The organism is Streptomyces sp. NPDC030838 (assembly GCF_055572035.1).
The window spans coordinates 306481-317783 of the sequence record NZ_JBVIED010000004.1; the positions used below are offsets into that span (position 1 = coordinate 306481).

An 11303-nucleotide genomic window follows, 5' to 3' on the forward strand; every position below is an offset into this window, starting at 1 on the left:
CTACGTGATTACGGCGTCACCGTGAAGTGGCGCAGGATTGCTGTCGTCAGGTCCGGGTCGCCCTCCAGCTTGACCCGGTCGGCGACGGCCTCCGGGGTCACCCGGCCGCAGGCCAGGCGGACGTACGTCTCCCAGTCCAGGGTGAGCGTCGCGGCCGGGCCCAGCGCGGGGGCCGTCTCCACGGTGCCGCGGCCCTGGATGTCGACGCGGACTGTGCGCAGGAACTCAACGGGCCCGTGGACGTCGAAGACGATCGCCGAGCTGCGCGGCGCGTCGGCGCGCTCGGCGACCACGTGCGGCAGGGCGTCGAGCAGCACGTCCCGGGCGACCTGCGCGCCCGGCGAGTCCAGGTTGCCGGGGCGGCCGAGGGCGGTGCGCAGATCCTGCTCGTGCACCCACACGTCGAACGCGTGCCGGCGCATCGACTCCTCCAGCGTCAGCTCCGCGCCCAGCGGGCCGCGCACCTTCGTACCGGGATCGCGGGACTCGTTGCGCAGCTGCCGGTTGCGGCGGATGACCGTGTACTCCAGCTCGGCGGTCATCTCCGGCGCCGTGTGGTGGCGGCGGACGTCGACCTGCATCTCCATGTACCGCTGGTGGTCGTTGGTGACGTGGAACAGGTCGCGCGGGAGGGTGTGGATGGGGCGCGGGTCGCCCAGCATCTCGCAGTCCAGGCCGATGACATGCGACACGATGTCGCGCACCGACCAGCCCGGGCAGGGGGTGCGCCGGTTCCACTCCGCCTCCACAAGCGGCTGCACCAGCTCGGATATCGCTTCGATGGAGTGGGTCCAGGCGTCGGCGTAGGGCTGGAGGGTGGGATGGAGACTCACGGGAACGGGACCCCTCGGCGGTCGGTACACGGGCAGGTGGTGGCGGCGTTGCCAGTGGGAGGTGGCGGCTGTCGGCGGGTGTCTTGAACGCTAAGTTACGCTGCTGGAAGGCACCCCGGCAGGCCTTTCGTGTGACGATCGTAGGCCTGAGTGGACGCCGGTGTGGAAGCCGACGTGGACGCCCTTGTGGACGGCTCGATTGCCAGGACGGTGGTACTGTGCGCGCCTCTCTCATCCAGATCGCCGTAGACGAGGGCGAATCGGTCGAAGCACGTCGGCGCCGGGTCGCCTCTCTCGTACGCGAGCAGGCGGACGCCGACCTCGTCGTCCTGCCGGAGCTGTGGACCACCGGGGCCTTCGCCTACGAGGACTTCGGCCGCGAGGCCGAGCCGCTGGACGGTCCGACGTACGAGGCGATGGCCAAGGCGGCGAGCGACGCGGGCGTCTGGCTGCACGCCGGCTCCATCCCCGAGCGGGACCCGGACGGCCCCCTCTACAACACCTCTCTCGTCTTCTCCCCCTCCGGTGAACTGGCCGCCGCCTACCGCAAGATCCATCGCTTCGGCTTCGACAAGGGCGAGGCCGTGCTGATGGGCGCGGGACGCGACCTGGTGACGGTCCGTCTGCCCGAGACGACGATCGGCGTTGCCACCTGCTACGACCTCCGTTTCCCCGAACTCTTCCGCGGCCTCGTGGATGCCGGCGCCGAGGTCCTGGTGATCCCGGCGGGCTGGCCGGAACGCCGCCGCTCCCACTGGACGCTGCTCGCCCGGGCGCGAGCGGTGGAGAACCAGGCCTTCGTCCTCGCCTGCGGAACGGCCGGGACGCACGCCGGAGTTCCCCAGGCCGGTCACTCGATCGTGGTCGATCCCTGGGGTGAGGTGCTGGGCGAGGCGGGCCCCGACGAGCAGGTGCTCTCGGTGGAGTTCGACCCCGGCAAGGTGGCGGTGACCCGGGACCTGTTCCCGGCGCTGAAGGACCGGGTGCTGGGGCTGGAGCCACCGCGCCGCTGAAGCTCCGCGGACAAGGCGCTTCCACCGGGCCCTCCTAGCCCCTCAGTCCTCCTCCCCCTCCCGCTCCGCCAGGTGGATCACACACACCGCCACCGCGATCAGCAGCGCCGGATCCGCGTCGTCGCGGACGACGTCGACGCCGTAGGTGTCGCGCAGGTGCAGCCAGCGGCGCGAGATGACGGCGAGCAGCTCACCGTCGTACTCGACGGCGAACTCGCGGTCGAGGATCTTGCCGCTGACGTCCAGCTCCGTGCCGTCGACCAGCGTCACGCGGTAGTGGTTGCGCAGGAGCGACAGCCGCTTGCGGCGGATGCTCGCCAGGGCCTCGCCGTCCCGCTCGATCAGCATCGTGTCGCGCAGGGCGAACATCTTCTCCCGGATGTCGATCAGGACCCGGCCCTCCGGGTCCTTCAGCTCGAAGGTCTGCCGGAGCCGCATGGCCTTGCCGTCGACGAGGAACGCCTTGTCGCCGTGCTCGTCCTCGATCCAGTAGTCGTCGCCGAAGCCCAGCAGCCGGTCGCGTACGAGATATCTCATGACACCAGCGCTTCCCCGGCGGCCGTCCCGAAACGCCGGCGATAGGCCGAGGGGCTGAGCCCGGTCTCCCGGCGCAGCCGCGCCCGCAGGTTGGCGGCGGTGCCGAGACCGCTCCGCGCGGCCACCACGTCCAGCCGTTCCTCACCCCGCTCGATCAGCCGGCAGGCCAGCGCCACCCGCTCCCCGGTGAGCCAGGCGAGCGGCGTCGTGCCGAGCTGGGCGCGGAACCGCCGGTGCAGGGTCGCCGGGGACACCGCCGCGCGGGCGGCGAGATCGGCCACCGTCAGCGGCTCGGCCAGCCGTTCCTGGGCCCATGCCAGCAGCGGGCCCAGCGACTCGTCGCGTACGTCCGGCACCGGCCGCTCCACGAACTGCCGCTGCCCGCCGTCCCGGTGGGCGGCGAACACCAGCCGCCGGGACACGGCGTTGGCGATCTCGGCGCCGTGGTCCCGTCGGACGAGGTGCAGCCCCAGGTCGAGCGCGGCCGCGCTGCCGGCGGCGGTCAGGACGTCACCTTCGTCGACGAACAACACGTCGGGCTCCAGCAGGACCTTGGGGTGCAGGTCGCGGAAGGCGTCCGCCCACATCCAGTGGGTGGTGGCCCGCCGCCCGTCCAGCAGCCCGGCCTCGGCGAGCGCGAAACTGCCGGTGCAGAAGCTGATGACGCGGGCGCCCCGCGCGTGCGTGCGGCGGATGGCGTCCAGGACGGGGGCCACGCGCGGGACGACGTTGTCCGGCCGGCCGGGCACGACCAGGGTGTCGGCGTCGTCCACCGCGTCGAGCCCGGGGACACCCGTGAGACGGAAGAAGCCGTGGTTCATCCGTACCTCGGGCGTGGGCGTGCACAGGGTCACCTCGTACAACGGCCCGGGAAGCCCCAGCTCGGGCCGCGGCAGCCCGAACAGTTCGGTCGCGACGCCGACCTCGAACGGGTTCGTGCCCTCGTCGACGATCACGGCGACCCGGTGCGGGCGGGAGGCGCGCGAGGACAGCCGGGGGGAGGCGTGCGAGGACAGCCGAGGGAAGGCGTGCGAGGCGTGCGAGGATCCTTGCGACATGTGCGATTCCTAGCACTCGTGGCGGGACCGCGTCACCCCGCACGATGACCGCATGGAACCGAGCAAGGAACCCATCTCCCTCGCCGCCGCCCTCGCCTCCTTCACCGATCGGTGGAGCCCTCGTATCGTCACGGCCGTCAACGACTACGACGTCCGCGTCGCCAAGGTCGAGGGCGAGCACCTGTGGCACACCCACGACCACACCGACGAGTTCTTCCTCGTCCTCGACGGCGAACTCCACATCGGCCTGCGGGAACCGGACGGCGAGCGCACGGTCGTCCTGCCGAAGGGCTCGGTCTTCACCGTCCCGCGCGGCGTCGAACACAAGCCGTACGCCCCCGTCCCCACGGAGATCCTCCTCTTCGAACCCACGGGCACCCTCACGGTCGGCGACCGCCACGAGACGGTCCCTGACCATGTGGACGCCACGACGGGGCACGCGCTGGGGTGACGGTCAGTATCCGTCGCGGTAGCCGTCCCGCCGGTGATGGTGGTGGGGCTCCTCGTCGACGACCGGAGTCGTCGGTGGCACCACCACCCGCCGGCGGCGGGCGATGCTGCTGAACGTCGTCACGCCGATCAGCCCGACGATCATCAGGATGATCCCGACCAGATCGAGGTTGACGCCCTCCATGTTCCAGTCGGTCGCGAAAGTGAGGATGGCTCCCACGGCGATGAGGATGATGCACCCGCCGAGGCCCATGAGTTGTCGCCTCCTGTCCGGTCCGGTGGTTCCGGTGCTTCCGGTCGGTGACGGGTACCCAAGGGCCCGGCGCGCACGCCCCTTTGTCGCCGTGGGCGACGGCTCCTAGCCCTCCAGGAACGCGACCAGCGCGTTCGCCAGCAGATACGGGTCCTTCGCGCCGCACAGCTCGCGGGCGCTGTGCATGGAGAGGATGGCCACGCCGATGTCGACCGTCCGGATGCCGTGCCGGGCCGCGGTGATCGGGCCGATCGTGGTGCCGCACGGCATGGAGTTGTTGGAGACGAACGACTGGAAGGGCACGCCCGCCTTCTCGCAGGCGGCGGCGAACACCGCGCGGCCCGAACCGTCCGTGGCGTAGCGGTTGTTGACGTTGACCTTGAGGATCGGGCCGCCGTCGACGCGCGGGTGGTGCGTCGGGTCGTGCCGTTCCGCGTAGTTGGGGTGGACGGCGTGGCCGGTGTCCGACGACAGGCACACCGTGCCGGCGAAGGCGCGCGCCCGGTCCTCGTACGACCCGCCGCGCGCGAAGACGGAACGCTCCAGCACGCCGCCGAGCAGCGGGCCGTCGGCGCCGGTGTCCGACTGGGAGCCGTTCTCCTCGTGGTCGAAGGCGGCCAGCACCGGGATGTACGGCAGCTCGGCGGCGCCGGGCCCGGTCGCCACCGCGGCGAGCGCCGCCGCGCCCGCATGCACCGACAGCAGGTTGTCCATGCGCGGGCCGGCCACCAGCTCCTGGTCGCGGCCCAGGTACGCCGGTGCCTCCACGGAGTGGGTCATCAGGTCCCAGCCGGTCACCTCGCCCGCGGACAGCCCCGCGACCTCCTCCAGGAAGGAGATCAGATCGCCATCGCGGACGTCGTCGCCGAGGCCCCAGACGGGCTGCATGTGGCGCTGCTTGTCGAGCTTCAGGCCCTCGGCGGAGACCGAGCGGTCCAGGTGGATCGCCAGCTGGGGGACGCGCAGCAGCGGGCGGTCGACGTTGACCAGGCGGGTCGTGCCGTCCCGCAGGGTGAGCCGGCCGGCCAGGCCCAGGTCGCGGTCGAGCCAGGAGTTCATCAGCGGGCCGCCGTAGATCTCGACCGCGACCTGGCGCCAGCCGTGCGCGCCGGTGTCGGGCAGCGGCTTGACGCGCAGGTTGGGGGAGTCGGTGTGCGCGCCGACGATCCGGAACGGCGTGTGCGGCGCGGCGTTCTCGGGGACGTACCAGGCCACGATCGCGCCGCCGCGCAGCACGTACTTGCCGCCGTTCGTCCCGTCCCAGGCGTCCGTCTCCGCGACCTGCCGGAAGCCTGCCTTCTCCAGCCGCTCGGCGGTGTTCGCCACTGCGTGGTAGGGCGACGGGCTGGCCGCCAGGAAGGACATCAGGTCGTCGGTGTGGCCGCGGTCGAAGCGGGAGGGTTCGCTCATGCAGCCACGATAAGGGGCCGTGGCGGGAGGTCCCCAGGGTTGCCGGGGATGTCCCGTGGTGGGGAGGTGTGGGGTACGTGCGAGGACGTCGGCACACATGGCGGCGGCCCGCCCCTCCGGTGAGGAAGGGCGGGCCGCCGCCGCGTGGAACGGTCGGATCAGAACGCGGCCTCGTCCAGCTCCATCAGCTCCAGATCCACGGTCTCGGACACCTTGCGGGCCAGCGTGACGCCCGGCAGGACGTTGGCCGCGAAGAACTTCGCCGCCGCGATCTTGCCCTCGTAGAAGGCCTTGTCCTTGGCGGAGGCCGACTCCAGCTTCTCGGCGGCGATCGCGGCGCCCTTGAGGAGCAGGTAGCCGACGATGACGTCGCCGGAGGCCATGAGCAGGCGGGTGGTGTTCAGACCCACCTTGTAGATGTTCTTGACGTCCTGCTCGGTGGCCGCGAGGTCGGTCAGCATCAGGCCGACGATCGCCTCCAGCTCGACGGCGGCCTTGGCCAGGTGCTCACGGGCGCCGGCCAGCGCCTCGCCGCCCGTGCCGAGGGCGAGGAACTTCTTGATGTCCTCGGCGAGCGAGTTCAGCGCGGCGCCCTGGTTGCGGACGATCTTCCGGAAGAAGAAGTCCTGGCCCTGGATGGCCGTGGTGCCCTCGTAGAGGGTGTCGATCTTGGAGTCCCGGATGTACTGCTCGATCGGGTACTCCTGCAGGAAGCCGGAGCCGCCGAAGGTCTGCAGCGACTGGGCGAGCTGCTCGTAGCCCTTCTCGGAGCCGTAGCCCTTCACGATCGGCAGGAGCAGGTCGTTCAGCGCGTGCTCGGCGGAGGCGTCCTCGCCGGCGGCCTCCTTGACCTGGATCGCGTCCTGGATCGAGGCGGTGTAGAGGACGAGGGCGCGCATGCCCTCGGCGTACGCCTTCTGCGTGATCAGCGAGCGGCGGACGTCCGGGTGGTGCGTGATGGTGACCTTGGGCGCGGTCTTGTCCATGAAGTTCGCCAGGTCCGGACCCTGGACGCGCTCCTTGGCGTACTCGAGGGCGTTCAGGTAGCCCGTCGACAGGGTCGAGATCGCCTTCGTGCCGACCATCATGCGGGCGAACTCGATGATGCGGAACATCTGGCGGATGCCGTCGTGCTTGTCGCCGATCAGCCAGCCCTTGGCCGGGTGACGGTCGCCGAAGGTCATCTCGCAGGTGTTGGAGGCCTTCAGGCCCATCTTGTGCTCGACGTTGGTGGCGTAGACGCCGTTGCGCTCGCCCAGCTCGCCGGTCTCGAAGTCGAAGAGGTACTTCGGGACGAGGAAGAGGGACAGGCCCTTGGTGCCGGGACCGGCGCCCTCGGGACGGGCCAGCACGTAGTGGAGGATGTTCTCCGACATGTCGTGCTCACCGGACGTGATGAACCGCTTCACGCCCTCGATGTGCCAGGAGCCGTCCTCCTGCTGCACGGCCTTGGTGCGCCCGGCGCCGACGTCCGAACCCGCGTCGGGCTCGGTGAGGACCATCGTCGAGCCCCACTGCTTCTCGACGGCGATCTGGGCGATCTTCTTCTGGACCTCGTTGCCCTCGTCGTAGAGGATCCCGGCGAAGGCCGGGCCGGAGGAGTACATCCACACGGCCGGGTTCGCGCCGAGGATCAGCTCCGCGTACGCCCAGATCAGCGAGGGCGGGGCGGTGGTGCCGCCGATGGGCTCGGGCAGGCCGAGGCGCCAGTACTCGGAGTCCATGAAGGCCTGGTAGCTCTTCTTGAAGGACGCCGGGACCGGCGCGGTGTTCGTCTCCGGGTCGAAGACCGGCGGGTTGCGGTCGGCGTCCGTGAAGGACTCGGCCAGCTCGTTCTCGGCGAGCCGCGTCAGCTCCTCGAGGACGCTTTTCGCGGTGTCCGTGTCCATCTCCTCGAACGGGCCGGTGCCGTACAGCTTGTCGCGCCCGAGTACCTCGAAGAGGTTGAACTCGATGTCGCGGAGATTCGACTTGTAGTGCCCCATGGCGACGGCTCCGTAGAGAGATCGGCGAGGCACTGACTCCTCGCGCCTATTTCACGTACCAACAAGTAGCTACGATGATGCTACCCGCCAGTAATAAGACGCAACCCCGATCCGGCGATCTGTGACAGGTCACACCGCAACCGTGAGTGTCGCCGTGTAGCCCTGCTCGACGCTGCCCGTCATCGTGGCCAGCTGCCGCGCGTATCCGTCGCTGAAGATGCCGTCCGTCTCCGGGGAGAGGCTGCTCAGGTTGCGCACGCTGTCCTCGTAGCCGTCGGTGGCGTACACCGTCTCGCAGACGTCCTTCGGGAACGCGAGCTGCGAGGTGTTCGTGATCGAGGTGGCGGCCGTGGCGTCGGCGAGGCTGCCGTAGACCTCGAAGTGGATGTGCGGCCAGCGGCCGGCGTAGCAGCCGGGGAAGACGCTCGTGAAGGTGACCCGGCCCTGGTCGTCGGTCTCCTGGACGCCGCGCAGGTAGTTCTCGTCGGTGACGCCCTCGGAGTAGAGGGAGTAGTTGCCCTCCCGGTCGCAGTGCCAGAGGTAGACGGCGGCGCCCTTCTTCGGCGTGACGCACCCGGAGGCGGCGTCGACGACCGTCAGCGTGACCGTCAGGGGCACGCCCTCGGCGGTGCCGCCCGCGGAGTCGCCGAAGCTCTTGGTGATGTCGCCGCGGACGACACCGCTCTCCTTCAGGATGTTCACCCCGTTCGAGCCGTCGCCTGGGAAGGGGCCGGCGGTCTCCTCGGGGATGGGGGCGCACTCGGCGGTTGAGGTGCCTCCGGTCGAGGCGGCAGGGGAGGGACTCTCCGAGGGGCTCTCCTGCTCCGAGGTGCAGCCCACCAGCGGAATGAGGCCCGCCCCTGCCATCAGCCGGATCATGCGGCGGCGGGCGAGGACGGGAAGGTCGTGGGAGAGGCCCTTGTCGTGCTCATGGACCTCATCGGCGTGGTGTCGGTGCATGACTGTCCCCTCACTGGTGCGGTGCCGTGCCGGTGCGCAACCGACGCTAGGGCCGGCGGCTGTCGGGAACCCCGGGCCTCGGCTGTCGAGTTGCTGTCGGTTCGCCGGGATGCCCGTACCGGTCCGCCGTCCCGGCCGCGCTCGGTACGCTTGCGCTCATGTACGGCTACGACCAGAGCGCCGGAGCGCAGCAGCAGTACGCCCCGCCGCAGCAGCAGATGCCCGGCGCCGGGGGCTACGGGCAGCAGCCGCCGCTGTACCCGGAGCCGTCCCCGCCCTCCCTCGCCGACGCGGTCCGCTCCTTCACCACCGGGCAGCTCACCGCCGAGGACTTCCAGCAGATCTTCGCCACGTCCAAGGTCTACTGCCCCCGCGGCGACACCCCCGGCTTCCTCGCCCTGCACAACACCCAGCAGCCGGTGATCCCGATGTTCACCTCGCTGAAGGAACTGCGCCGCTACGCGGGCAAGGAGTCCAAGTACTTCGTCATCACCGGCGCGGAGGTCATCGACCTCCTCCCCACCGGCTACGGCTTCGTCCTCGACATGGAGGGCGAACACCGGATCGTCTTCGACGCGAAGGCGGTGGAGGAGATGGTGGACTTCGCGATGCGGCGGATGTACGGGGGCTGAGCGGGGCAAACAGGGGGCCTGACCGGTTCCGGCCGCTTGCAGAATCGTTGCTCTCGTCCCCCAACGGGTGAACATCCTTGCTGTCGACGCACACCCTCTTGCCTCCTCCCTAGCTTCCGGGGCGGAGGTGATGCTCGATGTACGAGCAGAACGAGACGCCGTCGGACGGGTCGACGGCACGCAAGCGGGACGCGATCGACATCAACGACTTCGTGTTCGCGGCCACGGGGGCGCGGGTGCGGAGGCTGACCATGCCGGACGGGACGCACTGGTTCCCAGTGGTGGACGTGTGCAAGAACCTGGGGTACGCCAACTCGCGAAAGGCATTGTCCGACCATGTCCCAGAAGAGAACCGAGACATTCTCGAGACAGTAACTGGAGGTTACGCTCTCAGCATTCCCGCAGGTCGGGAGTGGCGACGAGACTTGACTCTCGTCAATCTCCAAGGTCTGATCCGCTTGGTCAACGGCTGCACCAAGCCAGAGTGTGAGCCCTTCAAAGTCTGGGTCTCCGAGGTCATCGCCACCATCCAGCGCGACGGCTCCTACGCCCTCGACCGGGCCGCCGTGCAACCCGCCCCCACCGGCGGCACCGCCTACGTCATGCCCCAGCAGGTCGCCGACGCGATCGTGCGGCTGGAAGAGCGGAACATCCGGGCGGACGAGATGCTGGCGGAGTTCCAGAAGGAGCGGACCGATCTGCTGCGGCAGATGAGCCGCAACCAGACGCTGATCGTCGAGGCGCTTCAGGACATCGCCCAAGCCCTCACGCGCCACCGCCCGGAACCGGAGCTGACGCCCCAGCAGCTCCTGGCCGACTGGAAAGCGAAGAACCTCGTCTTCACCGAGGACATCCACGCGGTGGCGGCGTACCTGGCGCCCGCGCTCGTTCAGGGCGAGGCCAGCTACCGGATGGAAGAGATCGCCACTCGCACCGGGCTCTCCTTCGCCCGCGTCCACGACTGCCTGCGCACGCTGATCAAGCGCGGCTGTATCCGGCAGACGGGCTGCGCCGCAGACGGAGCGCCCATCTACGTGCTGCCGTAGCCCCGTAAGGGCACAACGGGCCCGAAGTCGCACCCCAAACTTGCGGCTTCGGGCCCTGTCGTACCGTAGCGGCTTTTTCAGACCTGCGGGCCCTCCGCCGTCATCCCGTGTACTGCCGGGATCGTCCCCAGCCGCCCCTTCTGGAAGTCCTCGAACGCCTGCATGAGCTCGTCCTTGGTGTTCATGACGAAGGGGCCGTAGTGGGCCATGGGCTCGCGGATGGGGCGGCCGCCCAGCAGCACGACCTCCATGTCCGGCGTGTGGGAGTCCTGCTTCTCGTCCGCGCGGACGGTCAGCGAGGAGCCGGTGCCGAAGACCGCCGTCTGGCCCAGGTGGATGGGGCGGCGTTCGGCGCCGACCGAGCCGCGGCCCGCCAGGACGTACGCGAGGCCGTTGAAGTCCTCGCGCCAGGGGAGGGTGATCTCCGCGCCGGGCGCCAGCGTCGCGTGGATCATCGTGATCGGGGTGTGGGTGATGCCGGGGCCCTCGTGGCCGTCCAGCTCGCCCGCGATGACGCGGAGCAGTGCGCCGCCGTCCGGGGACGTCAGCAGCTGGACGTTGCCGGCGCGGATGTCCTGGTAGCGCGGGGCCATCATCTTGTCCTTGGCGGGGAGGTTCACCCACAGCTGGAGGCCGTGGAAGAGGCCGCCGGACATGACCAGCTGCTCCGGCGGCGCCTCGATGTGGAGCAGGCCGGAACCCGCCGTCATCCACTGAGTGTCGCCGTTGGTGATGGTTCCGCCGCCGCCGTGGCTGTCCTGGTGGTCGAAGACGCCGTCGATGATGTAGGTGACGGTCTCGAAGCCGCGGTGGGGGTGCCAGGGGGTGCCCTTGGGCTCGCCCGGCGCGTACTCCACCTCGCCCATCTGATCCATCATGATGAAAGGGTCGAGGTGGCGGTAGTTGATCCCCGCGAACGCCCGGCGCACGGGGAAGCCCTCGCCCTCGAAACCGCTCGGCGCGGTCGTGACGGCGAGCACGGGACGTGCCACGGCGTCGGCGGGGGCGGTCACGCGGGGCAGCGTCAACGGGTTCTCGACGGTCACGGCGGGCATGGCGATACCTCCTGGGGCGGCGTGTGTCCCACTTTAGTTGAGCGTTGAACTTTCTGCCACCCTCAACCGAC

The 11303-nt window shown here is 69.9% G+C and carries 12 protein-coding genes; 4 read left to right on the top strand and 8 right to left on the bottom strand.

Annotated elements, in window-relative coordinates:
- Positions 1 to 8: 8 nt before the first annotated feature.
- The gene (locus ACZ42A_RS14635) at positions 9 to 833 is read right to left on the bottom strand and encodes a maleylpyruvate isomerase family mycothiol-dependent enzyme (protein ID WP_468527528.1); all 825 of its coding nucleotides are present in this window, start codon (positions 831 to 833) and stop codon (positions 9 to 11) included.
- A gap of 218 nt (positions 834 to 1051) precedes the next feature.
- Between ACZ42A_RS14635 and ACZ42A_RS14640 the strand changes: the two genes are divergently transcribed.
- Positions 1052 to 1846 (top strand): carbon-nitrogen family hydrolase, encoded by a 795-nt coding sequence (locus ACZ42A_RS14640; RefSeq protein ID WP_468527529.1) that lies wholly within the window; start codon positions 1052 to 1054, stop codon positions 1844 to 1846.
- Positions 1847 to 1888: 42 nt separating this feature from the next.
- On the opposite strand, the gene ACZ42A_RS14645 is transcribed toward ACZ42A_RS14640, so the two are convergent.
- Both ACZ42A_RS14645 and ACZ42A_RS14650 read right to left on the bottom strand, forming a co-directional pair.
- Positions 1889 to 2383, bottom strand: a complete 495-nt coding sequence (locus tag ACZ42A_RS14645; protein WP_468527530.1) for an LURP-one-related/scramblase family protein — start codon at positions 2381 to 2383, stop codon at positions 1889 to 1891.
- Positions 2380 to 3441 (bottom strand): GlxA family transcriptional regulator, encoded by a 1062-nt coding sequence (locus ACZ42A_RS14650; protein WP_468527531.1) that lies wholly within the window; start codon positions 3439 to 3441, stop codon positions 2380 to 2382. The genes ACZ42A_RS14645 and ACZ42A_RS14650 overlap by 4 nt, the downstream gene beginning before the upstream one ends.
- 52 nt (positions 3442 to 3493) lie before the next feature.
- Here ACZ42A_RS14650 and ACZ42A_RS14655 point away from each other — a divergent pair, with 52 nt between their 5' ends.
- A complete protein-coding gene (locus tag ACZ42A_RS14655; RefSeq protein ID WP_468527532.1) occupies positions 3494 to 3892 on the top strand; it encodes a cupin domain-containing protein in 399 nt (132 codons plus the stop codon).
- 3 nt (positions 3893 to 3895) lie between these two features.
- Here the strand turns inward: ACZ42A_RS14655 and ACZ42A_RS14660 are convergent, their stop codons facing one another.
- From ACZ42A_RS14660 to ACZ42A_RS14675, 4 genes are all read right to left on the bottom strand, one after another.
- Entirely contained in the window at positions 3896 to 4144 is a 249-nt protein-coding gene (locus tag ACZ42A_RS14660; RefSeq protein ID WP_468527533.1) for a DUF6458 family protein, read from the bottom strand.
- Positions 4145 to 4249: 105 nt separating this feature from the next.
- Complete coding sequence (locus tag ACZ42A_RS14665; RefSeq protein ID WP_468527534.1) at positions 4250 to 5554, bottom strand: M18 family aminopeptidase; 1305 nt, start codon at positions 5552 to 5554, stop codon at positions 4250 to 4252.
- A gap of 158 nt (positions 5555 to 5712) precedes the next feature.
- Complete coding sequence (locus ACZ42A_RS14670) at positions 5713 to 7539, bottom strand: acyl-CoA dehydrogenase (RefSeq protein ID WP_468527695.1); 1827 nt, start codon at positions 7537 to 7539, stop codon at positions 5713 to 5715.
- 129 nt (positions 7540 to 7668) lie between these two features.
- Positions 7669 to 8499, bottom strand: coding sequence for an intradiol ring-cleavage dioxygenase (locus ACZ42A_RS14675; RefSeq protein ID WP_468527535.1), 831 nt, complete (start codon positions 8497 to 8499; stop codon positions 7669 to 7671).
- A 158-nt stretch (positions 8500 to 8657) separates the two neighbouring features.
- On the opposite strand from ACZ42A_RS14675, the gene ACZ42A_RS14680 reads away from it, so the two are divergent.
- Complete coding sequence (locus ACZ42A_RS14680; protein WP_043502588.1) at positions 8658 to 9131, top strand: SseB family protein; 474 nt, start codon at positions 8658 to 8660, stop codon at positions 9129 to 9131.
- A 137-nt stretch (positions 9132 to 9268) separates the two neighbouring features.
- Positions 9269 to 10177, top strand: coding sequence for a BRO-N domain-containing protein (locus ACZ42A_RS14685; RefSeq protein ID WP_468527536.1), 909 nt, complete (start codon positions 9269 to 9271; stop codon positions 10175 to 10177).
- A 77-nt stretch (positions 10178 to 10254) separates the two neighbouring features.
- Here ACZ42A_RS14685 and ACZ42A_RS14690 read toward each other — a convergent pair whose 3' ends face one another.
- The gene (locus tag ACZ42A_RS14690) at positions 10255 to 11232 is read right to left on the bottom strand and encodes a pirin family protein (protein WP_468527537.1); all 978 of its coding nucleotides are present in this window, start codon (positions 11230 to 11232) and stop codon (positions 10255 to 10257) included.
- Positions 11233 to 11303: the final 71 nt, after the last annotated feature.